Raw genomic sequence first — 25,320 nt, 5'->3', positions numbered from 1 at the left:
GAACCGGAGGTAAACAGCTGTAGTGAGTATCAGAACGGCAGAAGTGCCACAGCGTGGTCGGGACGACGCGCATCGGCGGGGCGCGGGAGGGGGGAGCGCTACTTGCCGACGCAGAAGGTGCCGAAGACACGGTCCAGCACGTCGTCCACGCTGACGACACCGACCAGTTCCTCCAGCGCGTCGACCGCGGCGCGCAGATGGGTGGCGGCGAACTCCATCGGGACCGCGTCGTCCATCGCGTCCAGGAACGATGCGAGCTCGTCGCGGGCGCTGCGGAGAGCGCGGGCGTGGCGTTCGCGGGTCACCAGCGGCGCCTCTCCCGGCTCGCCGAGGATGCCACCGAACGCCTTGGCGAGCAGCACGCGCCGAAGCTCCGTCATCCCCTCCCCCGTCGTCGCGGAGAGGGTGACGGTGGGTATGCCGGACGGATCCGCATTCGCCGATTCTCCGGGGTGGCGGTCGGCGAGGGTGCGGACGACGACCAGGCGCGCGGGATCGACGTCCGCCATGAATGCGCGCTCGTCGTGATCCACCGCCCGGCCTGACTCGATGCAGAACAGCACCAGGTCGGCGGCGGAAAGGTAGCGGCGCGCGACCTCGATCCCGATCCCCTCCACACGGTCCGCCGTCTCGCGCAGCCCGGCCGTATCCACCAGGCGAAACGGGTAGCCGTCGATGGACGCCGAGGCCTCTACCGCGTCGCGGGTGGTGCCGGGGATGTCGGTGACGATGGCGCGCTCGGTCCCCAGCAGCGCGTTGAAGAGCGACGACTTGCCGGAGTTGGGGCGGCCGGCGAGCACCGTCAGCGCGCCGTCGCGCAGCAGCTCGCCCTCCGGCGCCGTCGCCAGCAGCGCTTTGATGCGCCCGATGACCTCCGCGGCGGAGCCGACGATGCGCGCGGGCGGGACGGGCGGCTCGTCCTCCTCCGGAAAATCAATAGAGTAGGCGATCAGCGCCTCGGTGCCGATCACCGCGTCGCGCAGCTCCGAGACGCGGCGCGAAAGGCCGCGCTCCATCTGGTGCACGGCGGCGCGGTGCAGCGCGCGTGACCGACCGTCGATCACGTCGGCGACGGCCTCGGCCTGCAGCAGGTCCAGCTTGCCGTTCAGGTACGCGCGGCGGGTGAACTCCCCCGGCTGCGCCGCGCGCGCGCCGGCGGCGAGCAGCGCATCCAGCACCAGCTGCGGGGTCAACACCCCGCCATGCGTGGCGATCTCCAGCGTGTCCTCGCCCGTGTAGCTGGCGGGCGCGGCGAAGTACGTGACCAGCCCGCGGTCCAGTAGCTCGCCCGTCTCCGGATGCCGCAGCGCCACCAGCCGCTGCGCCCGCGGCTGCACATCATCCACCCCCGGCGCGATCCGGCGCAGTACCTGGCGCGCGTCCGGCCCCGACACGCGCAGCAGCGCCACCGCGCCACGTCCCTGCGGCGTCGCGATGGCGGCGATGGTGTCTTCGGCGAGGGGAGAAGATGGCATGTGGGGATGATGGGGTGCCGCACCGATGATCCGCAACAGAATGGGGTACAGAGGAACGGAGAAACGCCAGAGGAACAGGGGTTCGTTTCCTCTGTTCCTCTCTTTTCCCTTCTGTTCCTCTGTACCTACCATCCGTTGTCTTTGAAAGGCATAACCATGCAGAAGCGCCCGCCCTCCATCGGGGAGAGCGGGCGCTTGTAATCCATCCATGGAAACCGGTCGTTACCGTTTGCGGGCCCGGTTGCCGGGGATGGGCTTGGGGCCGGTCGCCTTCTTCTTGGCCGCGTCCTCCGCCTTCTGCGCATCCGTGGCGCGCTTGCGCTCGCGCGCGATCAGGATCTGCTGCGGGAACGAGGCGACGTTCGTCGACGCGTAGTACAGGTTCAGGCCAGACGGCATGACGAAGAACACGAAGCCCATCACCAGCGGCATGGTGTACATCATCATCCGCGTCTGCTCGTTCTGCTCCATCCCGCTAAGCTTGGTGCTGATGTACTGCAGCCCGAACATCGACACCATCAGAAAGACCGGGAGGATGTGCCACGGATCGCGCAGCGACAGGTCCGGCAGCCAGGCAAAGCTCGTCCCGCGAAACTCGATGGCGCTCTGAAAGACGAAGAAGAGCGTGATGAGCACGGGCATGGGGATGAGCAGCGGCACGCACCCCGACATCATCGAAAGCGGGCTGACGCCCAGTTCCGAGTAGACCTTCATCATCTCCTGGTTCATCCGCGCCGGGTCGTCGCGGTGCCTGGCCTGCACCTCCTTGACGCGTGCCTGCAGCTGCGGCTGGATGGCCATGTTCTTCATCTGCGCGCGCATGGCCCGCGCGTTCAGCGGCCACGTGGCCAGCCGAACGATGAAGCCGAACAGGATGAGCACCCAGCCGTAGCTGAGCCCCAGGTCGTGCAGGCGCTTGAGCGCCCACAGCACCACCGCGGCAATCGGCCGGACGACGGGGCGCAGCCAGCGGTAGCCGTAGGGGTTCACCTCTTCCAGCTCGTGCCCCACGGCGGCCAGGCGGCCGTGCTCCTGCGGGCCCAGGTACGCCTGCATGCTGAACGTGCCGTCCGCCGGCAGCGGCTGCACCACGCGGCCGCGCGCCCGCGACGCGTACGCCCGCTCACCGCCGACGCTGTAGATCACGTCGCGGGCGGGCTCCATCTCCAGCCGCGTAAAGCGGTTCTGGCCGGCCTGGATGAGCGCGATGAGAAAGTAGCGGTCTTTGACCGCCGTCCACACCAGCGGCCCGGCGGTGGTGTCGGGAGCCTGCACCCTGCGGATGTAGGTGCGGCGGATCTTCTCGCGGTCCCAGCCCACGAACGCCAGCTCGTTGGCGCTGCCGTGGTCCGGCGAGTCGTGCGGCGCCAGGCCGGTGCCCAGCTCGGTGATCAGCTGCGCGCCGCGCGGCACGCCCGTAAAGCGGCCCTGCACGTCAACCAGGTACCCGTCGGGGCGAAAGGTGTAGGTAACCTCCGCCTGCACGGGGCCGGGGTTGGACGATACGAAGCGCAGCTGCTTCGGCTGATTCCCCTCGCGCAGGTCCAGGCTGGTGGCGCTGGGGACAAAGGTGACGTTGCGGAAGTCCAGCGTGTCGCGGCCCACCACCACGCGCTGCGCCAGGACGTCGCGCGCGCTGCGGGGGACCAGCTGTACGCTGCCGTCCTTTTGCACGTAGCTCTCGAAGCGCAGCAGCGTGGCGGCGTTGAGCGCGGCGCCGCGGGTGCTGAAGCGGTACTCGTACAGCGGCGAGCGCACGGTGACGATGCGCTCGGGCGCGGCGCCGGCCGAGGCTACCCGAGGCACGCGCGGCGCGGCCGCGGCCGGCGCGGCTGGGGCGGCCACCGCCGCGGCGGCGCTGTCGGCGCCGGCGGGGACCATGTTCTGCTGCGCGGGCGGAAACATGAAGTTCCACCCGAAAAGCACCACCGTCGAGATGACGAGGAACAGGACGAGCCGTCTGGTCTGGTCCATCAGCCGGGATCAACCGTGAGAAAAAGTCAGGACCCGCCCCCGGGGCTTCAGGGGACGGGGTCGAAGCCGCCCTTGCAGAACGGCTGGCAGCGGGCAAGCCGCTTTACCAGCAGCCAGCCGCCGCGGGCCGCGCCGTACTTTTCAATCGCCTCCTGCCCATACGCCGAGCAGGTGGGATAAAAGCGGCACACCGGCGGCTTGAGCGGCGAGATCCCCTTCCGGTAGAAGCGGATGGCCGCGATCATCGCGCGCGCGAGCACAATTCCTTCGTAAGCGCCGCCACCTCGTCGCGCAACGCGGCGAACGGGGCGGTGTAGGCTTCGGGACGGGCCCGGAACAGTACGTCGAAAGGCGCGCCGCAGTTTCCGAGCGCGGGAAGCAGCAGCGTGCGCCCCAGCTCGCGCAGGCGCCGCTTGAGAAGGTTGCGCTGCACGATGGTGCGCTTGTGCTTGGGCACCACCACGCCCAGACGGGCAACGCCAGCGGGGGAAGGGGAGACGAACGCGTCCAGGTGGCGCGTTTTGCTCCTCTTCCCCCGTCTGAACAGCGACCGGATCTCGTCCGACGCGGTGATCCGCACCTGCCGGGGCAGGCCGAACCCGTTCCGCGCGTCGGGCCTTTCAGGCTCCACGCGCGGCCGCCGGTCAGTACTTGCTGGGAACCGTGACGGCGATCTTGTGCCGGCCCTTGCGGCGGCGGTTGTTCAGCACCTCACGGCCGCCCTTGGTGGCCATGCGGGCGCGGAACCCATGCTTGTTGATCCGCTTGCGGTTGCGCGGACGATAACTCGGCTTCATCGGTCAAACCCCTTCAGGGTGCTGCGCTCTTGGCTCTGGGGCGGCCTTGCGGGCTCGCGGCAAAGACAGTGAATGTAGCCAGGAAAGCTGGATTCGTCAACGGGCGGGGCTCGGCTGCCCGGATCTGCCTGTCCGCATCCAAAAACGGGCCCTTCACGAAGGCGTCCGTACGCGTGACGAATGACCGTTGCGGGCTTCGTCTACTCCGTTTACTTTGACTTTGGCGAAAAAAGACCCCGGGTTCATCACCGACGCGAAGGTCGGGAGAGGAATAGCCCGGGGACACGCGAGAAAGCTACCCGCATGGAAAGGGTTAGTCAAGACCGATACGTGCACGCGATCCGGAAGGCGCTCTCCAGCGAGCGTCTCGACGCGTATGGCGCAGGCCGCGCCAACGATCAGAAGATCGCGAACTATCTGTGGAATCTTGCCCTTTGCGAATCCCTCTATCCAGCCTTGAACGCCCTTGAGATCGCGTTCCGCAACGCCGTCTTCAACGCGGGAGCACAGGTATTCAACGGGATTTCCACCCGCGACGTGCCTTGCTGGCTGGACGCGAATCCCTCTCTGCTCGACCCTGACCACGAGTACTCCGTGGCCGCGGCCAAGCTGCGCCTGCGGGAAAGAGGCAGGGAGCTGGAGCCGGGGAGGCTGGTAGCCGAACTGACGTTCGGGTTCTGGACTTCGCTGCTGGAGGTGCGATATGAAAGGAACAAGGTCTTGTGGCCGCACCTGTTCGGCGCACAGCTGCTCCATCCCTCCTCCCCACGCTCCATGCGCTCGCGCAAGCAGCTCTCGCCGCTGCTGAACCGCGTGCGACACCTTCGAAACCGCGTGTTTCACCACGAGCCCATCTGGCACTGGAGCGATCTGGTTCAGCAGCACGCGGTCGCCGTCGATCTGATCGGCTGGTTCAGCCCCGCGCTGCGCGCCACGATTGAACCAGGCGACCGGTTTCGAACCGTGCACAGTGCGGGTTCTGGACCGTACCTGCAGCGCGTACGCTCACTGATGTTAGCGGCATAGCCGATCACACTGGCGGAGGCTGTGAGACCAGAAAGCGGGACTGGACATACCGCACAACCATTCCGTCGCGAAACTCAGGACCGGTCGGAGTGGACGCGGGTTGGACGATCCAATGACGGTCGAGAAGATGTATTCGGGTCAGCTTCGGACCTCTGCCACATCCGCAGGATGCGATTTCGGTGAGCAGGTGCTAGCCGTTGCGCAAGCCCCTTTGAAATGCGGCCAAATGCAAGCACTTACAGGGCTTTCTTGACTTTTCCACATTCCGTTTCTACGTTGCCGGTGCTCGTCTACAGGGTCCTGCCGTCTTGCTGCCTGAGTGGTTGATGGAGCTTACCGCCGCGGAAATCTGGTCGCGCATCCTTGAGAGTGCCAAGACCGCGCTACCCGAGCAGGCGTTCCGCACCTGGCTGGCCCCTACGCAGGCAGTGGCTGTCTCCAATGACCTGCTCGTGGTCTCCACTCCCAACCCGTTCGCTGTGGACTGGGTGGAGGACAAGTACGCCGGCCTGCTCACCAGCATAGGCGAGCACCTGTTTGGCCGGCGGTTTACACTGTCCGTCCAGTTCCAGGGAAACGGCAAGGCCGCGTCCGTGCCCCCCATCGACCTCGCGCCAGCTCCACCCCCCACCGCCCCCGTCCGGATCGAGAGCGCGCCGCCGGCGCACGCCGCTGCCCAGGGCGCCGACACGCGCCCGCTGGCCCCGCTGAACCCGCGCTACGTATTCGACCGGTTCGTGGTGGGGAACAACAACCAGCTGGCGGCCGCGGCGGCGCACGGGGTGGCCGAGTCGCCCGCGCGGCTGTACAACCCGCTCTTCATCTACGGCGGCGTGGGGCTGGGCAAGACGCACCTGATGCACGCCATCGGGCACGCCATGCTGGAGCGCGACCCGGGCAAGCGGGTGATGTACCTGTCGTCCGAGCGCTTTACCAACGAGCTGGTGAGCGCCATCCAGGACGGCTCCATGGCCGAGTTCCGGCGCCAGTACCGCGCCTGCGACCTGCTGCTGGTGGACGACATCCAGTTCCTGGAAGGCAAGGAGCGCACGCAGGAGGAGTTCTTCCACACCTTCAACGCGCTGCACGACAGCCAGCGGCAGATCGTGCTTACCAGCGACCGGCCACCCAGCGCCACGGGGCTGGAGGACCGGCTGGTAAGCCGCTTTGAGTGGGGGATGGTGGCCGACATCAAGCCGCCCGACTTTGAGACGCGCGTGGCCATCCTGCGCCGCAAGGTGGAAGAGGACCGGCTCGACATCCACGAGATGGACGAGGTGCTGACCTTCATCGCGCGCAACCGCACGTCGTCGGTGCGCGAGATCGAGGGGGCGATGATCAAGCTGCTGGCCTACTCGTCGCTCACGCGGCGCCCCATCGACCTGGTGCTGGCCCGCGAGGCGCTGGGCACCGGGCTGGCGGGTAGCGAGAGCGGAGGCGGATCGGCGGGCGGCCTTACGCCACAGAAGGTGCGCGACAAGGTGGCCGAGGCCTGGGGCACCACCCCCGACGCGCTGCAGTCCAAAAAGCGCACCAAGGACCTCACCATCCCGCGACAGGTGGCGATGTACCTGATCAAGGAGATGTTCGACCTGGCGCTGGTGGAGATCGGCAAGCTGTTCGGCGGGCGCGACCACTCCACGGTCATCCACTCGGTGGCCAAGGTTGAGGAGGACATGGCCGCGGACCCGGCGTTCCGCCGGCGCGTGGGCGAGTTGCGGGATTCGCTCCGGGCGTAGAAGAGCGGGACGGGGGTACGGGGTACGAGGGTACGAGAGTACGGACAGGGCATCCGGTCGGACCGGCGTGAGATCGGCAGCCAGTGGCGCGAGTCCGCTCCAGGAGCGAATGAATTCGCCGCTGGAAAGGCGCAAAGTCCGCCTTCGCGGACTGTAGCCGAGAGTGCGGGGCGCGTCGACGGGATTGGACGCATACCAGCAGCGGGCACGCAGGTGCGTGGGACGCCGCACCCGGCCGGGCCGCCGAGTCGACGCAGGTGAACTTTGTGTGGTTGTTGCAGCGAATTGATTCGCCCTTGCAGGCGGACGGTGCGGAATGGGTCTGGCGCTGAGAATCGACGGCCGCAACCGCGCCGGGCACGCACGATCTGCATCGCACGCCGTTTTTTCCTTCGTCGGCGATCTGGCATCGGAGGTGAACGAAGGGAACGGAGCTTGACAGCGTTGCACAGACCCCGTACCTGCGTTTGGGAACGGCGTGGACAACTGGTGTGGACAGTGTGGGGACAAGTTGTGGAGTTCACATCCCGGCTGTGGGAACGTGGACGGGGTGGGGACAACCGGAGTTACCCACACGGGTTCTCCACACCGGGGGCAGGGCACGCAGGTGGTTGCGGGAACGAGGGTTGAAGAGGGCCGGGGGAGAGATGTACACGTTCCCACACCCTCTACTGTTATTACTGATTTGTATATCTCTATGAGGGTAGTAAGACTTCCTCGTGGAGAACCGGATCAACTCCAGGCGATTCGCGGAACAGAACCGTATGCGATTCACGATCACGCGTGAGAACCTGCAGCAGGGGCTGGGGGCGGTGGCGGGAAGCATTCCGTCGCGTACCACCCTGCCCGTGCTCTCCAACATCCTCATCGAGGCCGAGGACGGCGCCGTGCGGATGAGCGGCACCGACCTGGACACGGCGGTCTCGGTGCGCGTGGCCGCGGACGTCGCTGAGGCCGGGGCCATCACGGCGCCCGCCAAGAAACTCCAGGAGATCGCCCGTGAGCTTCCCGGGGCGGTGGAGTTCTCCACGCAGGGCGACGCCATCCAGATCAGCAGCGGCCGCACCCGCTACCGGCTGAACGGCCTGCCCCGCGACGAGTTCCCCGCGTTCCCCAAGGTGGACTTCGCCGAAAGCTGGCGGGTGACCGGCACCGACCTGCAGCGGCTGATCACGCACGTCTCGTTCGCCGCGTCCACCGAGGAGACGAGGCCGATCCTGAACGGCGTGCTCTGGCAGCTGGGCGAGGGCGAGATGCGCATGGTGGCCACCAACGGCCACCGCCTGGCCAAGATGACGCTGCCGGTGGAGACCGCCGGCGGCGACGGCACGCCGGCGGGCGACTTCATCGTCCATCCCAAGGCGCTGGCCCAGGTGCAGCGGCTGTTTCGCGGCGACGAGACGGTGGAGGTGGGGCGCTCGGAGAACCACATCGGCTTCCGTGGCAACGACGTGCAGATCTACACGCGGCTGATCGAGGGGCCGTACCCCAACTACGAGCAGGTCATCCCGCGCGACAACGACAAGCACATGGTGGCCGACAAGGGCGCCCTGCAGGCGGCGGTGCGGCGCATGGCCATCGTGGCGAGCGACCAGACGCACCGCATTCGCCTGTCGCTGGGCGGGACCATGCTGCGCTTTGCCGTGGAAACGCCGGACGTGGGCACGGCGACCGAAGAGCTGCCGGTGGAGTTCGACGGCGAGCCGCTGGAGATCGGCTTCAACGCGCAGTACCTGCTGGAGCTGCTGCGCTACATGCCGACGGACGAGGTGAAGATGAGCTTCAAGGCGCCCGAACGTGCGGCCACCATGATGCCCATCGGCAACGAGGACACGCCCGACTACCTGTGCCTGGTGATGCCCCTGCGCCTGCTGAGCTGACGGGGGCGGATGCGGATCTTCGGCGCCGGAGCGAGCGGGGGAAGGCGGATGCCTTCCCCCGCTCGCTTTTGTATACACACCTGATCAGCCACCGCGTGTACACGATGAAAACTTCGCGCAACGATCCCTGCCCCTGCGGTTCGGGAAAAAAGTACAAGGCGTGCTGCATGGGCCGCGACCAGGCCCGTGAACGGGCGCGCTCCATTGTGGGCGACGAGGCGTTCGACCAGGCCGAAGCGGAGTGGATGGCCGCCGCGCGCCGGGAGAACGTGTGGACCGCCGACGTGGTGCCGGCGCCGGGACAGATTCGCGAGGCGCCCGACGGGGTTGCGCTGGCCATCGTGACGGCGGGCGAATGGGTGGTTCACACGGACGTGCTTTCCCACCGTCCGGCGGGCGCCGAGGAGCGGGCCCGTGACCTTGCCACGGCCGTCAACGCGGCGGCACGGTCGCTGGGCATCATTCCGGAGCGGGTGGTGATCCCGTACCGGGACGTGGCGGCAGCGCTGGAGCGGCAGCTGGAGGGCCGGGGAATCACCGTGGAATGTGGAGATTCGGAGCACCTGCATGGGTTGATCAACTCCGTGCTGGCGCAGATGGACGCGAGTCCCGCGCGGGGCCGGATGAGCATCGCCCTGACCTGGCGCGAGACGGGGGCATCCGGGCAGGAGCTGGCGGACTTTCACCACGCCGCGGCCGCGTTCTACACGGCGAAGCCATGGGACGTGGAGGACGTGCCGGAATCCCTGCTGCTGGAGTTCTCCGGCGAAGAGCATTCGTGGGCGGCGAGCCTGATGGGCGGTGGGGGACAGAGCTTTGGGCTGGTGCTGCACTCCCGCCCGGAAGACCTGCAGGCACTCTGGCAGAGCTACGACCCGTCGTCTGCGTTCCTGGAGATGACGGGATTCACCCTGACGGTCGACTTCGATCGAAAGAGCGAGCTTACCCGCGGAATGCAGCGCGAGGTTGCGGCCGCCCGGTGGCCGATCGCGGGCCCACGCGCGTATCCGCGGCTGTTTTCCATGAACCTGCCCGGCCGCTGGATCGGGTCGCGTGAGGTGCGCCTGGCGACGCAGGCCCTGCGGGCGGTCACCGCCCTTGCGCGCGGCGGCGACCCGCTGGCCGAAACGGGCGTCGGCGTGGCGCCGTTCGATCCGGACGCGGAGGAGGAAAGCCGGCTGGACTGGTTCAACGACCCAGAGCAGGCTGCGCCGATCGGCGCCGAAGGTCCTGGTGTGGCGGAGCCCGCTTTCGTGGCGTGGAGCACGGCCGAGCAGCGGGCGGCGTGGGAGGCGGCCGAGCGGGCCCGCACGGACCGCTTTGCCGTGTGGCTTCGGGAGCAGGGCGTGCCGGAAGAAGAGATGGATGCGGACCTGCAGAACGCGGATTCGTGGAGGTGGTGGCTTGCCAGCGTGGGCTCCGCCGGCGCGATGACGGAGTACGACCTGCGGGTCTTTCTGTACGACGTTTACGTCCGCAAGACGGACCCCGCGCCGGAAGCTACCCGCGCCCTGCCGCGCTCCATGCGCCGTATTGTCCAGTGGCTGGAGGAGCGTGAGGGGATTCGCTATCCGTTCGCGGCCGCCGTGCTGGACGAGCTGGATGGCATCGCGGCCCGGGGGCGGCAGCTGGGCGAGCCGCTGGAAGAGACGCTGCGCATCCTCTCCTTCGAGATCTACGACGACCTGGACGTGCGCACGATGCTTCCCGATTCCCAGGGCTGGCCGGACATGATGAACCTGGAGGTGGCCCAGCTGCGCGACGAGCTGCAGCGCCGCTGGCTGCTGTGGTATGACGAACTGGTGCGGGCCGGGGTGACCGATGTAGCAGACCTTGAGGACGCACTGCTGGATCGCCAGCGCGCGTGGGAGGCCACACCACATCCGCGAGTAGGGGGCCGCACGCCCGCCGAGGTGGTGGCGGAGCAGGAAACCTGATTCAGCGATCGAGCGAAGGCGGTGGTGGCTGGCGCGGGAGGATCATCCTGAGCTCCCGTTTCCGGAATCGGGAGAGATAGCTGCGGTTCTGGGATGCTGCTAGCTTTTGCCTGATGCCGCACGTGGGCGAACAGCTACCGCTGAACGGAACGCAAGGATGACGGACCTGCTAGCCTGGGCGGCGCAGTTCACGCTGCCGCACCGGGCGGAGGGACAGCGCCGGAAGGTGCGGTTCACGCGCGAGACGCTGCCGTTGCCGAAAGAGTTCCACACCGCCAGCATGCGGGTGGTGCCTGGCTGGCGGCGGCCCGGCGGCGACGCGATCGTCATCGACTGCGCCGTGATCACCACGGCGCGCGAGGGATATCGCGCACTGGGGCTGGCGCTGCTGGGCTATGCGCTTTCGGAGCAGGTGGTGCCGCTCCGCATCCACCTGCCCGGCGGGGAGAAGGACGTTCGGCAGATCATCGTGTGGCCGGGCACCGCATCAAAGCTGGAGATCGACCTGAGGTGCCGCCTGGGTGTGCGGGAGCTTCACTACCGCCCCCGCCCGTTCTACCAGCGCGACCCCGCGGACCACGGCGCAGTGTACGAGGACGTGTTTCCGCGCGAGCACCTTCCGTTCTGCACACTCGGCGCGCCCGGATGGGTGCGTGGCGGCCCTCCACTGGTCCCGGGCGATCCGTGGTGCCTGCACGTTGCGGGTACGTCACCGTCGCACGTCTGGCTGGGAAGGTATCTGCTGGATCTTTCCTTTACGGAGGGTGACGGCCGCGAATGGTACCTGTACAACACGACACCCGCGGAGCAGATGGCGCGTGGCAGCGCCGAGTTGCGCCTGGTCCTTGCGGATCGTCCGGAACCCGTGGGCTCGGGCGGTGATCCGGCCGATTGAACCGCATCGGTGGAGAGCAGAAAAGTGGGGGAGGGCAGATGCCTTCCCCCGCGCTTCGTCTGATCGGCTTTCCTACGCAGCCGCGGGACGGGCTCTGGGCTGGAACAGCTCTACCACGTTGGCGGAGGGATCTTCCACCAGGATCTGCGCGCCACCCTGGCCCTCCACGCGATCGCCGCGAAAGCTGGCTCCGGCCCGTCGGAGCGAATCTACGAGCGCGTCCAGGTCCGCCACCTCCAGCTGAAACCGGTTCCAGCCACCCGGTTGCGGCGCGCCTCCTGCCTGACCGGCGCCCCCGGCGCCCGGCGCGTTCAGGTAGAGCCGCAGATCCTCCCGCGACAGCGCGGCGAATCCCGGCGCCGGGTGCATCTCGACCGTGAAGCCCAGGAGATCTCGGTAGAATCCGATCGCTCGCTCCACGTCGTGGACGATGTAGCGGATGGCTGCCATAAGGGTTCCTCCAGGTTTCGCAGAGATGTGAAACGCTGCCGTTCTACATCCTAAGTGAAACGGTGTCGTTTTACAAGTCTGCCTTCCGCGATTAGCTTGGTCGTCATGGATCCTCGTATTCAGCGGACCCGGGATGCCGTGCTCCCCGCGGCGCTAGCCGTGCTGGCGGCTGGCGGCTTCGCGAACTTCACGATGGAGGGGGTCGCGGAGGCAGCGGGCGTCGCCAAGAGCACGGTCTATCGGTATTGGCCTACGAAACTGGCCTTGCTGCGGGATGCGCTTGAAGGGCTGAATCGCCAGCCCGACGCCGAACTCGAGATGGGATCCGCTCGCGCACGGATCGAGCGGCTGCTGGAGCACCTGGCCGGCGTGCTTTCGGATTCGCTGCTGTCCGCGTGCATCCCGGGGCTGATCGAGGCCGCGGAGCGCCATCCGGAGGTTGCCGGGTTTCTGCACCAGTACAGCGACTGCCGCCGCGCGGCGCTGACGGACGTCATCCGCAAAGGGATCCAGGCGGGGGAGTTGCCCGCGCACCTGGATCCGGAACTCGCGGCGCTGGCGCTCTCCGGGCCGATCTTCTACCGCCGGCTGATGACCGCGAACCCGCTTCCCGCCGCCGACATCCCCCACCTGATGCGGCAGGTGCTGGGACCGGTGTAGCGCCTCCCAGGCGGAGACAACCATCCGCAAGCCACGTCGTGCCGAACGGGCCACGAGCCTCCGACAGTACATTTCTCGGTCGGCGCCAGAGACCGAAGTGGAGGACAGGTTTGCGCGGCGCCGCCTTCGAAATGACAGGCGGGGGCGCGTGGTAGGTTGACCTTCAGGGGAAGACAGCCGGCCCGGCGCATCGGGAAGATGCACGGGGCCGGATTGCGTCCGAGGGACGATGTGCGCTCAGCCGTTTCGCAGCGCGGCGGCCAGGGCGATGTCGAGGGTGGGGTGATGGAAGACGTGGCCGATCTCGCGCAGGCGGGCGGGTTCGGCGCGCTGGCTGGCGAGCAGCGCCTCGTCCGCCATCTCGCCCATGATGGCCCGCATGCCGAACGAGGGGATGGGGAACAGCGTGGGGCGGTGGAGCGCGCGGCCCAGCGCCTCGGTAAAGTCGGCGTTGCGGACGGAGCCGGCGATGGCGTTCACCGGGCCGCGCAGCCGTTCGTCGCGGATGGCGCGCAGAATGACCTCTACCCCGTCGTCCAGCGAGATCCAGGGCATCCACTGCCGGCCGGTGCCCATCCGCCCCCCCACGCCCATGCGGAACGGCAGCAGCAGCTTCTCAAGCGCCCCGCCTTTTGGCGCCAGCACCACGCCAATGCGCAGCTTGACCACGCGGATCCCCGCGGACTCGGCGAGCCCCGACGCGCCCTCCCAGTCGCGCACCACCTCCGCCAGAAAGCCGGCGCCCGGTGCCGACGCTTCGTCCAGCGCCTCGTCCCCGCGATCGCCGTAGAAGCCGGTGGCGGAGGCCTGCACCAGCACGCGCGGCGGGCGGGCCAGCCGTGAGATGGTTTCGGAGATCAGGCGCGTGCCCTTGATGCGGCTGTCGCGGATGCGGCGCTTTTTCTCCTCCGTCCAGCGTGTCCCCACGTTCTCGCCGGCCAGGTGCACCACCGCGTCCACGCCCTCCAGCGCGGCCCGGTCGATGGTCCCGGCGTCCGGATCCCACGCGATGTCGCCCGCGCCGGCGTTCTTCGCGGAGCGCACCAGCCGCGCGACGGTGTGCCCCTCGCGCCGCAGCCGCTCCACCAGCGCGCCGCCGATGAGACCCGTGCTTCCGCTGACCGCCACGCGCATGGGCGCGTTGGCGGTGGATGTTGAGCCGGCGTCCGCCATCGTCCTGATCCCCCGGGTGCCCGTTCCCTGCCTCTCCCTGCGCCAGGTGAGGCCACGTCACCGCCGCCTTCGCATCATCCGCACCGGCGATGACGATGATCCCCCGTACGACGGTTGCCAGTACGATGGATGGGCGCGTCGTCAGACCAGCGACGCCACGCCGGGAAAGCGGCGCCGCAGCTGCTCCGCTTCGGTGGGATGGTCGGCCAGCATGGCAAAGTCGGCAAAGTCGAAGCCCGGGCCTACGGCGCAGGAGACCAGCGTGTAGCTGCCCGTGGTGCGCGCGGCCTGCCAGTGCCCGGCGGGGATCACGCGCGCCGGCTCCGCGCCGTCCGCCAGCGCGCCCACCAGCATCCGCTCACACTCGCCCAGCGCCGCGTCCACCCGGAACAGCTCCAGCGGCGCGCCCTCCACGTAGTGCCACGTTTCGTCAGACATCACACGGTGCCAGCGGCTGTGGCCGTGCGCGTCCAGCAGAAAGTAGATCAGCGTGAGCGCGCTGCGGGCACGCCGGCCGTCGTCCGGGTGCACGCCCAGCGTGGACCGGTGGATCTCGCGGTAGTGTCCGCCCTCCGGGTGCGGCTGCAGGCGGAGGGCGCGGATGAGCTCCTGGGCGCGTTGCACGGTGGGGGAGTGCGAAAGTGCGAAGGTGGCCAAGGTTCAAAGTACGTCGCGCCGCCGCCGGGCCGCAAAGGATTTCGGTCGACGTGCGGGTGTGGGCGGCGGCCGCGGTCGTCCGTGGCGGATGGTGTAGCGGCAGACGCGCGGGCCCAGGCCCAGCGCCATACCCTCCGGCAGCGTATCGACCGTGTCGACCAGGTTGAAGCCGGCACGCTCGACCGTCTTGCGCGAAGCGACGTTGTCCGGCTCGATGAGCACCCAGAGCGGCGACACGCCACAGAGCCGCGCCAGGCTCGCAATGAGCCGGACGGCGCGCCCGGCGTACCCGTTCCGGCGATGCGCCTCGTCCACCGCATAGCCCGCGTGGCCAAGGGCGCGCAGGATGAGCGGATCGTCCGTGACGCGCAGATGGATGCGGCCCACGCGAAGGCCGTCCGACAGCCGGTGGATGGCGAAGCGATACTCCAGTGCCGGCGCGAGGAACCGTGCTTCCGGCGGGCGCGCGGCCGGATTGGCGGGATGCAGGACGCGCAGCAGGCGAAGCTCGATGAGGTCGTCCGCCAACACCGCGCCAGCGGGGAGTTGTTCGGCAGAAGGAGGTTGAGCCACAACGTCGTTTCGCGTCGAGGGAGAGGGATCATGGGCTGGTGCACCGTACCCGGCACATGGACGATGCTTCCGCGCGCGCCGAACGGCGTGGATCAACACGCTTGGATGCAGACCGGCGAGCGTGTAGCTTAGTACTGAGCAATGGCTGATCGAATCCGCGAAAACCCGCCTTCGGAGCGCGATACCGGCGCCCTGCCACTCAAGCTGTGGCGGGCGCTGGACCGCGCCCATGCCGCCCTTGCCACCGCCGCCGGCGAAGAGGCGGCGCGCCACGGGCTGAGCATCGCCGAGCTGGAGGTGCTGGACACGCTGCGCCGCAAAGGGCCGCTGAGTGTGGGCCAGGTGCGGCGGCGCGTGCGCGTATCCAGCGGCGGAGCCACGTACCTGGTGAGCCGGCTGGAGGCGCGCGGGCTGGTGGAGCGCCGCGACGTTCCCGGCGACCGCCGCGCGCGCGTGGCCGCGCTCACCCCCGCGGGCCAAGAGGTGGCCGTGGCCGCGCAGCCCGGGCTGGGCGACCGCATGCGGCGCGCCGTCTCCGGCATGGGCAAAAAGGACCGCCGCGCACTGCTGGAGCTTCTGGAGGCGCTGGAAGACAGCTGCCTGGCCGACGACCGCCGCGACGCCGAACGGCGCGCCGAACGCCTGGCCGCCGAACTGTCTCAGCGCTGAGCATCCCCTTCGTTACACACCATGCCGTACCGCCGCCGCTCCGTACCGCTCCACGATCCCCGAGTGGGTAACCTGACCCATGCCGTCCGCGCCGACGCCCGGTAGCTTGGGTGGCAAGAGCCCTCTCCACCGTGGGAGAGGGTGCGGGCACGGCGACGCGGGTGGACCTCGCAAATGTGCTGGCGCCAGGTGGATGAGCCTTCGTCGAAGCCGGAAATCGCCCATCGGATTTTTCTTGACGATGGGGGAACCCGCGATTATCCTGTGCCTCCTGACGACGTAGCAGCTTTCCTCGCGCGTCTGCATCCGCAGTCTTCCCGGCCCGGCACTCCGCCGTGCGCCGTCCCGCCCGATCGGCATCCCCCGGAGCTCATCCCATGAAGTGGATCAAGCGCATTGCGCTCGGCCTTGTTGCTGTCATCGTGCTGCTGGTCGCCGTGGTGTTTGGCGTCAGCGAGTCCAGGATGCGCAGGACGTACGACGTCGCGACGGTCTCGCCGCTGAATGTAACGAAGGACCCGGCGCAGATTGCGCGCGGCGAGCACCTGGCGACGGCGGTGGCCAAGTGCACCGACTGCCACACGGCCGACCTGGGCGGCAAGGTCTTCATCGAGCCCGGCCCCATGGGCACCGTGAGCGCCAGCAACCTGACGGCGGGCAAGGGCGGCATCCTGGCTCGCTACACCGACGCGCAGCTGGAAACCGCTATCCGCCACGGCGTGCGCACTGACGGCCGCGGACTGGTCATCATGCCCTCCGACGAGTACCAGTACCTGGGGGATGCGGACGTGGCGGCCATCATCGCCTACCTGCGCACCATCCCCCCGGTGGACCGCGAGCTGCCGAAGACGAAGCTGGGCCCGATCGGCCGCGGGCTGGTGACGTTCGGCGCGCCGCTGATCCCCGCAGCGCGCATCGACCACGGCAAGCCGCCGGCGTCGCGGGCCAGCGTGCCGCCGGTGGGGCCCACCCGCGAGTACGGCGAGTATCTGGTGAGCGTGGGCGGCTGCCGCGGCTGCCACGGGCCGGACCTGGCCGGCGCCCCCGGCCATGCGCCCGGCGAGCCCGCGTCCGCCAACATCACCCCGGCCGGGCCGATGGGCCGCTGGAGCGAGGCGGACTTTACCCGCGTCCTGCGCACCGGCACGCGCCCGGACGGCAGCAAACTGCTGGACTTCATGCCGTGGCGCTCCATGGCTCGCCACACCGACGACGAGCTGCACGCCATCTGGCTGTACCTGAAGACCGTGCCGCCCGTGCAGTCCGCCGCCAGGAGCTGAGCGGCGGCGAATCGAGTCCGGCCAACAGAAAACCGCGGCGAGCACCAGGCTCGCCGCGGTTTGTCTTGTTTGTGCTGACCCGCCGCCACCGTGACTGCCGCGATTCCCGCGAGGTACACTCGCGTACGGGCAAGCTGGCGGAATGATCGGGCGCCCTGCTTTTACTGCTCGGCTTCGACCACGTTAAGCAGATAGGTTTCCGGATCCTCATCTTGCGGAAGCCCAAAGTAGTACGCGCCCGTGGAAAAGTCTTCGTGATCACTGACGTCGAGGGGCCAGCCGGGATACTGGTTGCCGTTCGCGTCCAGAACCCACATGAACTTGACGTTGTAGTCGGTCGGCGTGTCGGACTTGTAGACGCCGCCCGCGACCTGCGTTCCGTCGTCGAAACGCGCCCACGCCATCACGATCGGAGACCCGGTGTCGAGCTGGTCCGGAACGGGAGCCGCGCCCTGCATGATCTGCGTCCATGCGTTCGCGCCGCCAGCCGGGAGAAGCATGCGCGCGACGTACTGGGGCGAAGGATTGGATGACATTGCTCACTCCTGTGGAAAGATGGTGGAACAGATTATTCGATCATGATGGCGCCAAACGGATGTTCTGTCAAACCTGTGGGGCTCTTCAGAGCGGATCCAGACCCTGATACCCGTTTCTCGCGGTTCGTTGTGCACTCGTGGCGAATCCGGGTGAACACTGGCTGCACCCCTGGAACCGATATCTCACACGGGTCAACGGGGTCAACGGTAAAGATCAAAACCGTGGACCCCGTTGACCCCGTGTGAGACAAGTCGGGTGCACAATGATCAGCGAGATTTGGTAGGAGACAACCCTGATTCCGTCCGGGCGACGCGGGGGACGGGCGTGACGCGGATAGAACACGGAACGCCTGTGTACCGCGCGGGGCGTCAGCTACGTGCTCGCAACCGGGCGGCATTCCAACGGAGGGCCGGCCCGAACTCGGCGGAGGACTCGATCGTCGGGGTCCGCATGACTCGATGTGCGCTCCGGAGCCGCGGCGACGGTCCGCGCGGGCGGACAGCGTAACATCTCAGCCGCTCTCGCCGGCGTCGCGGCCGTGGGCCCTCTACCGGGACGCCAGGCCCGTGCGCTCGCGGTAGGCACCCTCGGCGGTCTGCAGGGCGTCCCAGGCACGCTGCGCGGTGCGGCGGACGGCGGTGCGGGGGGCGCGGCGCGTGGGCCAGGGCGCGCTTACACTGTTCGGATCGCCGGGATACAGGCCCAGGCTGCTTTCCACGATGGCGCGCGCCACGACCGTGCGCGTGTCGCGCTCCAGCGCCGCCATCGCCTCCAGCGTGCGCAGCGGACCCTGGTTGAAGGCGTCGGCCAGGAAGGTGGCGTACTCGTCGCGCAGCGGGCCGGTGCCCAGCTCCGTCACCCGCGACAGCACGCCGGTAAGCGCGTCGTCGTCATCGTCCTTGGTGCCGCGCAGCAGCAGCACGCTGGCCACCTGGTGCCACCGCGCCGACGTGCCGCGGGCCGCGACGGCGGCAAACAGCTCGTCGTCCAGCCGTTCCAGCAGGTCGTACGTGTGCTCCCCCTCCAGCTCCACGATCAGCGGGTCGCGCGGGGGCGGGCCGCCGCGGCGCGCGGAGGTGGAGGTGGGGCGCGGCGGCGGGGCCGGCTCGACATTGCGTCCGCCGACGATGATGATCTCCGTTCCCACCTGCACGTTGTGGAACAGCCGCAGCGCGTCGGCGTTGGCCAGGCGAATGCAGCCGTGCGACACGCGCTGCCCCAGCAGCTCCGGCTTGTCGGTGCCGTGAATGGCCAGCCCCTGGCCGATGAAGACCGCCGCGGCACCCAGCCCGCGCGGAAAGCGCCGAGCGTCGGAATCAGGTCCCGGCACGCGCAGGCCGTTCTCCAGAAAGTACCAGTCCGGCGCGATCCAGTCCGGCTCGATGTCCTTGAAGGTGACGTGGAAGGTGCCGGTGGGGGTAGAGAAGTCCCACTCGCCGCGGCCGTTCTCCAGCCGCATCCCCGTCCCCGTGCCCACCGCCGCGGACCACAGCACCCGCCGCCCCCTGGCGAAGTACAGCCGGTTCACGTCCAGGTCTACCACCACCGCGTAGCCGCCCCGCGCCAGCGCCGCCGAGCGCACGCGCGCCAGCGGGTTGGCGGCCGCGGTCTGCGGACGCTGCGCCTGGGGCCGCGTCTGCGAGGGGCGCGTGTCGGATGGGCGCGTGGGGCGGCTGGGCTCGTCGCGGCGGGGGCGGGGGCGCGACTGCGCGTCCAGCTGCGCCGACGCGAAGGCTGCCGCCACCAGCGCCAGCGTGCCGGCGCGGCGAAGGACAGGGTTGATGATGCGCATGATGCTGCGGGACTGCGGGTTAACCGGATCCGGTGCTTCCGGAGATGATCCGGGCAATCCGCGTACCCGCCGCGCGGGGGCGATGTTTCGGCGGCGCCGCCGTCAGGGCCGCGCCGGGGGGACGCGGACGTAGCGGGAGACGGACTTCTTTCCCCGGTACCTGCCGGTGATGTCCAGCGTGTCGCCGCGCCGCACCAGGACGTGCTGCACGATCTCTCCCCGGTGCGGGTGGTGCCGAGCCAGGATCAGGGTGTCGCCGGACCAGCGGTAGACGCCGTAGCCCGTCGCCATCCCGTATCGTAATCGGCAGCTGACCACGCGCATCCACCAGCGCCCGTCCGTCCCCAGCACGATGCGCCCGCCGGGCCGGCGCGAGTTGCACGCGATGGAGCCCGGCGGCTTGCCATCCACCAGCACCAGCCGGAACTCCGCCGCCACGGGGTGCGGCACGCCGCCCCGGTCGCCCCCGATGAACGCGGCCCAGACCAGGTAGACGAACAGCGAGCCGAAGACGCACACCACCAGGATCAGGCGGCCGGTGCCGGGCGTGCGGTCGGACCAGGAAGGAATGCGCATGGGATGGATCGTACGTGGCGCATCCGCATCCCACAATCCGCGAACGGTTGTTTGCGCGCGGCGGCGGATGGTATGATGCGGCGCGGCGGCACGGGCGCCCGCATCCTCCGGAACCGATCGATGGTGACCGAACCCAATCCCGCCGGCGCGGCGACCGGCGTTCATCCGCTGCGCCGGCTGATCCGTACCGCGCGCCCGCACCGCAGGCAGATGTGGGCGGCGTCGGTGTGCTCGGTGTTGAACAAGCTGCTCGACCTGGCGCCCGAGGCGCTGATCGGCGTGGCGGTGGACGTGGTGGTGCGCGGCCGGCAATCGCTCATCGCCAGCTGGGGCTTCCCCGATCCGCGGCAGCAGCTGGTGGTGCTGGCCGCCATCACCTTTGTGGCGTGGGTGCTGGAGTCGCTGTTCCAGTACCTGTACGGCGTGTTGTGGCGCAACCTGGCGCAATCGGTTCAGCACGACCTGCGGCTGCAGGGCTACGCGCACCTGCAGGACCTGGATCTGGCCTACTTCGAGGAGCGCAGCACGGGCGGGCTGATGAGCGTGCTGGGTGATGACGTGAACCAGCTGGAACGGTTCTTGGACACGGGCGCCAACGGGATCATCCAGATCACCACGACGGTGCTGATCGTGGGCGCCACCTTCTTCGTGATGGCGCCGGAGGTGGCGTGGATGGCCATGCTGCCGATGCCGTTCGTGGTCTGGTGGTCCATCCGCTACCAGCGCACGCTGGAGCCGCTGTACGCCGCCGTGCGTGAAAAGGCGGGCGCGGTGAACGCGCGGCTGGCCAGCAACCTGAGCGGCGTGACCACCATCAAGGCGTACGCGGCCGAGGAGCACGAGATCCGCCGCGTGCGGGACGACAGCCAGGCGTACCGCGACGCCAACGGCCGCGCCATCCGCTACAGCGCCGCGTTCATTCCGCTTATCCGCATCCTGGTCCTGATCGGGTTCACCGGCACGCTGGTGTTCGGGGGATTTCAGGTACTGGACGGCGCGCTGGCGGTGGGGACGTACAGCTTTCTCGTCTACATCACCCAGCGCCTGCTGTGGCCGCTCACGCGATTGGGTGAGACGCTGGACCAGTACCAGCGGGCCATGGCCTCGTCGCGCCGTATCTTCGCCGTGCTGGACACGCCGGCGGAGGCTCACCCCGGCCACCTGCCGCTCCCCGCCGGCACCGTGCGCGGCGACGTGGAGATGCGCGGCGTAACGTTCGCCTACCGCGGCCGCGAGCCGGTGCTGCACGACTTTTCCCTCCGCATCGCCGCGGGCGAGACGGTGGCGGTCGTGGGCCCCACGGGATCGGGCAAGAGCACGCTGGTCAAGCTGCTGCTGCGGCTGTACGAGCTGGACGCCGGGACGGTGCTCGTCGACGGCGCCGAGATCCGCACCGTGCGGCTGGGCGACCTGCGCAAGGCGATCGGGCTGGTAAGCCAGGACGTGTTTCTGTTCCCCGGCACGGTGCGCGAGAACATCGCCTACGGGTCGTTCGGCGCCACGGCCGAGCAGGTGGAGCGCGCGTCGCGGCTGGCCGAGGCGCACGACTTCATCACCGCGCTGCCGCAGGGGTACGAGACGGTGGTGGGCGAGCGGGGACAGAAGCTTTCCGGCGGGCAGCGGCAGCGCATCGCCATTGCCCGCGCCATCCTGAAGGACCCGCCCATCCTGGTGCTGGACGAGGCGACCAGCGCGGTGGACAACGAGACCGAGGCCGCCATCCAGCGCTCGCTGGAGCACATCAGCCGCGACCGCACCACCATCGCCATCGCGCACCGCCTCTCCACCGTGCGCAACGCCCACCGCATCTACGTGATGGACCGCGGCCGCATCGTGGAGCAGGGCCGCCACGAGGAGCTGGTGGGCGCCGGCGGGATGTACGCCGCGCTCTGGCGGGTGCAGACGGGGGAAGGGGTGAGCGGGTGATGGGGTGAACGGGTGTGATGGTGTGATGGTGTGATGGTGTGATGGTGTGATGGTGAGGGTGTGGTGAAAGGGGAGGTTTCACGCCGGGTGGAAACCACGGCTGAAAAGGCGAAAAACCCCCGCGAACTGTGCGGGGTTTTGCGTTCGAATGGGTCAACGGTGATTCCGCCGGGCCTGCCCCGGCACGCCGGACCGTGACGCCCCGAGCAGGTGAAGCCCCGTTCGGGGACGCGTCAGCGTCGCCGAACGGGGCTTATCGCTTTCCCAGCAGCGGATTGATCCGCTCATCCGGGTTTGGCTCCGAAAACCGACTACCTCACACCGGCGCCGGCTTGCCCAGGCCGTCCACCTGGATCACCGTCAGCGAGAGGAACTCGGCCTTGACCCAGCCGGTCACCTGGCTGGCGCCCAGCGAGACCACGCGCTTCCACTCGCCGGAATCCTCCAGCTCCTGCACCACGGTGTCCTTGGCCAGCGGGCTCCCCGGCACCGTCGCGTTGGTGGCGCCGGGGCCGCTGCGCACGTTCAGGCTGCTGGCCGTGACGGTGTACAGCTCCGCGGGGATCGCATCCACGAACTCCGCCTTGACCCACCCGGCCGCGATCCCGCCCTCGACCGTGATGCGCCGCCACCCGTCCTGCTCCTGCGCGCCGCGCACGACGGTGCCCGGCTGCAGCGGGCTGCCGGCGACCGTCGGGTTGGTGGCGCCAGGGCCGCCGCGCACGTTGAGCGTGGTCTTTACCCGGAACCGATCGATCGGCTTGAGCCCGGGCGGCGCCGGGATGGGATCGCCGATCGGGCCCGCGTTCTTCTGCATGCAGGCGGCGCGGAACGTGGTCATCGGGAACGCCGGACCCGGATCCTGCTTGCGCCCGGGGGAGATGTCGTCGTGACCGATCACGTCTTCCAGCCCGTACTCCCGCACCAGCAGCTTTGCCAGCTCCTGCGCGGCGTCCAGCTGCGCCTGCGGGTACCGGGTCCATCCACCCTTCGGCTTGCCGAACTTGTGGGTGGCGACCAGCACCTCGTCGTCGGGGACGCTCTTGCCGCCGGCTCTCCACTTGCCGGGACCGCCTTCCGCGATGCCGTAGCCCACCATCTCGATGCCGATGGAGTGGCCGTTGAGGAACTTCACGCTTTTCCACTCGCTCTCGCCCGCGTGGTTGGCCTTGCGGTTGAATGGCACGCACTGCGTGATGGTGCCGTCCCGGGCGATCACGATGTGCGCCGAGACCTTTTTGGTGTTGTCCGGAGACGCAAACCAGTTGAGGGCGGCCGAACCACCGTCGGCGGTATAGTGCATTACCAGCCAGCGCGGCTTGATGACCGGGCCGGTGCCGGGAACCGTGCGGAACGGGTACGGAGTGCCGTCGTCCTTGTGCAGGCGGTGGTTGATGATCTTCATGACGGTCCTGCTCGGGTTGAGGTACGAGGAGCGCGGGCGGGATGCGCCGGTTGGGGCGCTGGATTTCTGGATCCGCGGAAGCGTCGCGCGTCACGCGGGTGGAGTGAGGAGATGGAGCAACACGCGTTCCCGCATGCGCCACGAGGAATCTACATTCTAACCTTCGCCCTATCCAGTATTTAGGTATGTGGACGACGGAGTGCTCCGGCCCCGTTGGGACATGCGTGCCACAGCGAACGGAGGCAGCGTTGCCCCATCCCCATCCACCGGGCGCACGAAAAGGCCCCGGGCAGGGTGCCCGGGGCCTTGCATGCATCCGCCGTCCGGCTGGGGTCAGACGTCCAGCGTCGAGGTGGGCGAGCTGCCGCGGTCGCTGCGCAGCCACTCGACCGCCTTTACGATCAGCCACACCACCAGCACGATGGGCAGCACCCGGAACAGCAGCACGCCACCCAGGAAGAAGGCGATGCCCAGCACGCCAAGCAGCACCTTGAGCGCGGCAAAGGCCAGAATGACGACCACGATCCACTTGAGGATCGTCTCGAAGGTGTTCTTTTCACTCATGTTCAGGCTCCCGTTTACGTCCGTTGTTCGTGCGCGTCGGCGGTGACGGGAGTGCCGTACGGCGGCACCGCGCTCCGAGTTTCAGACCGCCCGCATCCAACGATCATGCGTCCCTCGTCCGCGCGGAACCGCGGCCTTCCGTCCAGCACGCGGAGGCGGTGAATGGCGGGACGGGATCATCCCCATCCACCGCGCCGCCTTGCGCCCGTGGCCGCAAACGGTAACCTTCGCGAGAGTTCGCTTTGTTCACCGTCGCATATCCAACGGAACCCAGCTGACCCATGGCCGGACGCATCCTCATTGGCACGCAGGGGTGGAACTACACGGCGTGGGTGGGGCCGTTCTACCCCGAAGGCACGCGCCCGGCGGAGTTCCTGTCGATGTACGCGCGCGCGTTCGGCACGGTGGAGGTGGACTCCACCTTCTACGCAGTCCCTTCGGCCAAGGTCGTCGCCGGGTGGGCGCAGCGCACGCCGGCGGAGTTCGTTTTTTCCCTCAAGATGCCGCAGGAGGTGACGCACGAGCGGCGCCTGCGCGACGCGGACGACGTGGTGGCGCGGTTCCTGGACGCGGCGCGCGAGCTGGGCCCGCGGCTGGGGCCGATCCTGATTCAGATGGGGCCGGACTTTGTGCCGGACGAGTTCACCTTTCTGGAGCGCTTTGTCCGCGGCCTGCCGCGGGAGCTGCGGTTCGCGCTGGAGGTGCGGCAGAACCGGTGGATGCGGCCGGACGTGCTGCCGGATCTGCTGGCCCTGCTGGCGGAGCAGGGGACGGCGCTGGCCCTGAGCGACGGCAAGTGGATTCCGCGGGAAACGATGACGGAGCTGGCTGAGCGGCCCACGGCGGACTTTCACTACATCCGGTGGATGGGCCCCAACCGCGACATCACCGACTACTCGCACCTGCAGTTCGACCGCTCGGGCGAGATCCACGAATGGGCCGAGGTGCTGCGCCGCGCGGCGCTGGGAACGGACGTGTACGGCTACTTCAACAACCACTTTGCCGGCCACAGCCCCGCCAACGCCCGCGAGCTGCAGTCGCTGATGGGCCAGCGCCCCACCGACCCCGCTACCCTGGGCGAGCAGATCTCGCTGTTCTGATTCGGCAGAGCGGCAGGAGACCCGTGGGGCGGCAGGGTTGATGGTCGATGCCGTTCGGGAACGTGCCGCGGGTCAAAGATGATCGTGATACCGTTTCTCGCAGTTCGTTGTGCAATCAGAGGAACGACGGAAAAGCATCACGCGGAGGCGCGGAGGAACTGATGAGGCGCGGAGGCGTTTTGGGCGTTCCCTCCGCGCCTCTTCTGTTTTCTCCGCGCCTCCGCGTGAAAATCGT

Annotated in this window: 24 protein-coding genes; 10 read left to right on the top strand and 14 right to left on the bottom strand. The window is 68.6% G+C overall.

Going from position 1 to position 25,320, the window contains the following annotated elements; genetic code table 11:
* Positions 1-98 precede the first annotated feature (98 nt).
* From mnmE to rpmH, 5 genes are all read right to left on the bottom strand, one after another.
* Positions 99-1,475: a tRNA uridine-5-carboxymethylaminomethyl(34) synthesis GTPase MnmE gene (gene mnmE / locus ACOJUJ_RS12320; protein WP_420127177.1), complete on the bottom strand. Its 1,377-nt coding sequence runs from the start codon at positions 1,473-1,475 to the stop codon at positions 99-101.
* Between the two features lie 222 nt (positions 1,476-1,697).
* The gene (gene yidC, locus ACOJUJ_RS12315; RefSeq protein ID WP_420127176.1) at positions 1,698-3,449 is read right to left on the bottom strand and encodes a membrane protein insertase YidC; all 1,752 of its coding nucleotides are present in this window, start codon (positions 3,447-3,449) and stop codon (positions 1,698-1,700) included.
* 47 nt (positions 3,450-3,496) lie between these two features.
* Positions 3,497-3,694, bottom strand: coding sequence for a membrane protein insertion efficiency factor YidD (gene yidD / locus ACOJUJ_RS12310; RefSeq protein ID WP_414682998.1), 198 nt, complete (start codon positions 3,692-3,694; stop codon positions 3,497-3,499).
* Positions 3,691-4,080 (bottom strand): ribonuclease P protein component, encoded by a 390-nt coding sequence (gene rnpA, locus ACOJUJ_RS12305; RefSeq protein WP_420127175.1) that lies wholly within the window; start codon positions 4,078-4,080, stop codon positions 3,691-3,693. Before rnpA ends, yidD begins: the two co-directional genes overlap by 4 nt.
* Before the next feature lie 13 nt (positions 4,081-4,093).
* Positions 4,094-4,246, bottom strand: coding sequence for a 50S ribosomal protein L34 (gene rpmH / locus ACOJUJ_RS12300; RefSeq protein ID WP_331126328.1), 153 nt, complete (start codon positions 4,244-4,246; stop codon positions 4,094-4,096).
* A gap of 330 nt (positions 4,247-4,576) precedes the next feature.
* Between rpmH and ACOJUJ_RS12295 the strand changes: the two genes are divergently transcribed.
* The 5 genes from ACOJUJ_RS12295 to ACOJUJ_RS12275 all read left to right on the top strand — a co-directional run bounded on the left by ACOJUJ_RS12295 (position 4,577) and on the right by ACOJUJ_RS12275 (position 11,723).
* Positions 4,577-5,272 (top strand): hypothetical protein, encoded by a 696-nt coding sequence (locus ACOJUJ_RS12295; RefSeq protein WP_420127174.1) that lies wholly within the window; start codon positions 4,577-4,579, stop codon positions 5,270-5,272.
* Between the two features lie 326 nt (positions 5,273-5,598).
* Complete coding sequence (gene dnaA, locus ACOJUJ_RS12290; RefSeq protein ID WP_420127173.1) at positions 5,599-7,011, top strand: chromosomal replication initiator protein DnaA; 1,413 nt, start codon at positions 5,599-5,601, stop codon at positions 7,009-7,011.
* 764 nt (positions 7,012-7,775) lie between these two features.
* Positions 7,776-8,891: a DNA polymerase III subunit beta gene (dnaN, locus tag ACOJUJ_RS12285; protein WP_420127172.1), complete on the top strand. Its 1,116-nt coding sequence runs from the start codon at positions 7,776-7,778 to the stop codon at positions 8,889-8,891.
* 104 nt (positions 8,892-8,995) lie between these two features.
* Positions 8,996-10,828, top strand: coding sequence for a YecA family protein (locus tag ACOJUJ_RS12280; RefSeq protein WP_420127171.1), 1,833 nt, complete (start codon positions 8,996-8,998; stop codon positions 10,826-10,828).
* A gap of 157 nt (positions 10,829-10,985) precedes the next feature.
* Positions 10,986-11,723 carry a hypothetical protein gene (locus tag ACOJUJ_RS12275; RefSeq protein WP_420127170.1) on the top strand — a complete coding sequence of 246 codons (738 nt, stop codon included), beginning with the start codon at positions 10,986-10,988 and terminating at the stop codon, positions 11,721-11,723.
* A gap of 72 nt (positions 11,724-11,795) precedes the next feature.
* Here the strand turns inward: ACOJUJ_RS12275 and ACOJUJ_RS12270 are convergent, their stop codons facing one another.
* Positions 11,796-12,173: a VOC family protein gene (locus tag ACOJUJ_RS12270; RefSeq protein WP_420127169.1), complete on the bottom strand. Its 378-nt coding sequence runs from the start codon at positions 12,171-12,173 to the stop codon at positions 11,796-11,798.
* Between the two features lie 105 nt (positions 12,174-12,278).
* On the opposite strand from ACOJUJ_RS12270, the gene ACOJUJ_RS12265 reads away from it, so the two are divergent.
* Positions 12,279-12,833, top strand: coding sequence for a TetR/AcrR family transcriptional regulator (locus ACOJUJ_RS12265; RefSeq protein WP_420127168.1), 555 nt, complete (start codon positions 12,279-12,281; stop codon positions 12,831-12,833).
* A gap of 237 nt (positions 12,834-13,070) precedes the next feature.
* Here ACOJUJ_RS12265 and ACOJUJ_RS12260 read toward each other — a convergent pair whose 3' ends face one another.
* From ACOJUJ_RS12260 to ACOJUJ_RS12250, 3 genes are all read right to left on the bottom strand, one after another.
* Positions 13,071-14,006: a TIGR01777 family oxidoreductase gene (locus ACOJUJ_RS12260; protein WP_420127167.1), complete on the bottom strand. Its 936-nt coding sequence runs from the start codon at positions 14,004-14,006 to the stop codon at positions 13,071-13,073.
* 141 nt (positions 14,007-14,147) lie between these two features.
* Positions 14,148-14,630, bottom strand: a complete 483-nt coding sequence (locus tag ACOJUJ_RS12255) for a cupin domain-containing protein (RefSeq protein WP_420127166.1) — start codon at positions 14,628-14,630, stop codon at positions 14,148-14,150.
* Positions 14,631-14,666: 36 nt separating this feature from the next.
* On the bottom strand, positions 14,667-15,191 hold the full coding sequence (locus ACOJUJ_RS12250; protein WP_420127165.1) for a GNAT family N-acetyltransferase: 525 nt from the start codon (positions 15,189-15,191) through the stop codon (positions 14,667-14,669).
* Between the two features lie 186 nt (positions 15,192-15,377).
* Here ACOJUJ_RS12250 and ACOJUJ_RS12245 point away from each other — a divergent pair, with 186 nt between their 5' ends.
* Together ACOJUJ_RS12245 and ACOJUJ_RS12240 are read left to right on the top strand one after the other, a co-directional pair.
* Positions 15,378-15,905 carry a MarR family winged helix-turn-helix transcriptional regulator gene (locus tag ACOJUJ_RS12245; RefSeq protein ID WP_420127164.1) on the top strand — a complete coding sequence of 176 codons (528 nt, stop codon included), beginning with the start codon at positions 15,378-15,380 and terminating at the stop codon, positions 15,903-15,905.
* Positions 15,906-16,282: 377 nt separating this feature from the next.
* Positions 16,283-17,185 carry a c-type cytochrome gene (locus ACOJUJ_RS12240; RefSeq protein ID WP_420127163.1) on the top strand — a complete coding sequence of 301 codons (903 nt, stop codon included), beginning with the start codon at positions 16,283-16,285 and terminating at the stop codon, positions 17,183-17,185.
* Between the two features lie 161 nt (positions 17,186-17,346).
* Here ACOJUJ_RS12240 and ACOJUJ_RS12235 read toward each other — a convergent pair whose 3' ends face one another.
* From ACOJUJ_RS12235 to ACOJUJ_RS12225, 3 genes are all read right to left on the bottom strand, one after another.
* Positions 17,347-17,721, bottom strand: a complete 375-nt coding sequence (locus ACOJUJ_RS12235; protein ID WP_420127162.1) for a hypothetical protein — start codon at positions 17,719-17,721, stop codon at positions 17,347-17,349.
* A gap of 548 nt (positions 17,722-18,269) precedes the next feature.
* Complete coding sequence (locus ACOJUJ_RS12230) at positions 18,270-19,514, bottom strand: L,D-transpeptidase family protein (RefSeq protein ID WP_420127161.1); 1,245 nt, start codon at positions 19,512-19,514, stop codon at positions 18,270-18,272.
* 102 nt (positions 19,515-19,616) lie between these two features.
* Entirely contained in the window at positions 19,617-20,090 is a 474-nt protein-coding gene (locus ACOJUJ_RS12225; protein WP_420127160.1) for a hypothetical protein, read from the bottom strand.
* A gap of 120 nt (positions 20,091-20,210) precedes the next feature.
* Here ACOJUJ_RS12225 and ACOJUJ_RS12220 point away from each other — a divergent pair, with 120 nt between their 5' ends.
* Positions 20,211-22,016 (top strand): ABC transporter ATP-binding protein, encoded by a 1,806-nt coding sequence (locus tag ACOJUJ_RS12220; RefSeq protein ID WP_420127159.1) that lies wholly within the window; start codon positions 20,211-20,213, stop codon positions 22,014-22,016.
* Between the two features lie 316 nt (positions 22,017-22,332).
* On the opposite strand, the gene ACOJUJ_RS12215 is transcribed toward ACOJUJ_RS12220, so the two are convergent.
* Together ACOJUJ_RS12215 and ACOJUJ_RS12210 are read right to left on the bottom strand one after the other, a co-directional pair.
* Positions 22,333-23,421: an N-acetylmuramoyl-L-alanine amidase gene (locus ACOJUJ_RS12215; protein ID WP_420127158.1), complete on the bottom strand. Its 1,089-nt coding sequence runs from the start codon at positions 23,419-23,421 to the stop codon at positions 22,333-22,335.
* A 333-nt stretch (positions 23,422-23,754) separates the two neighbouring features.
* Positions 23,755-23,985, bottom strand: coding sequence for a hypothetical protein (locus tag ACOJUJ_RS12210; RefSeq protein WP_420127157.1), 231 nt, complete (start codon positions 23,983-23,985; stop codon positions 23,755-23,757).
* Between the two features lie 281 nt (positions 23,986-24,266).
* On the opposite strand from ACOJUJ_RS12210, the gene ACOJUJ_RS12205 reads away from it, so the two are divergent.
* Positions 24,267-25,085 carry a DUF72 domain-containing protein gene (locus tag ACOJUJ_RS12205; RefSeq protein ID WP_420127156.1) on the top strand — a complete coding sequence of 273 codons (819 nt, stop codon included), beginning with the start codon at positions 24,267-24,269 and terminating at the stop codon, positions 25,083-25,085.
* The last annotated feature ends 235 nt before the right edge of the window (positions 25,086-25,320 follow it).

Origin of the sequence: Longimicrobium sp., assembly GCF_048594345.1 — a bacterium.
Classification (GTDB): domain Bacteria; phylum Gemmatimonadota; class Gemmatimonadetes; order Longimicrobiales; family Longimicrobiaceae; genus Longimicrobium.
This window is presented reverse-complemented; position numbering and strand designations above follow the sequence as displayed.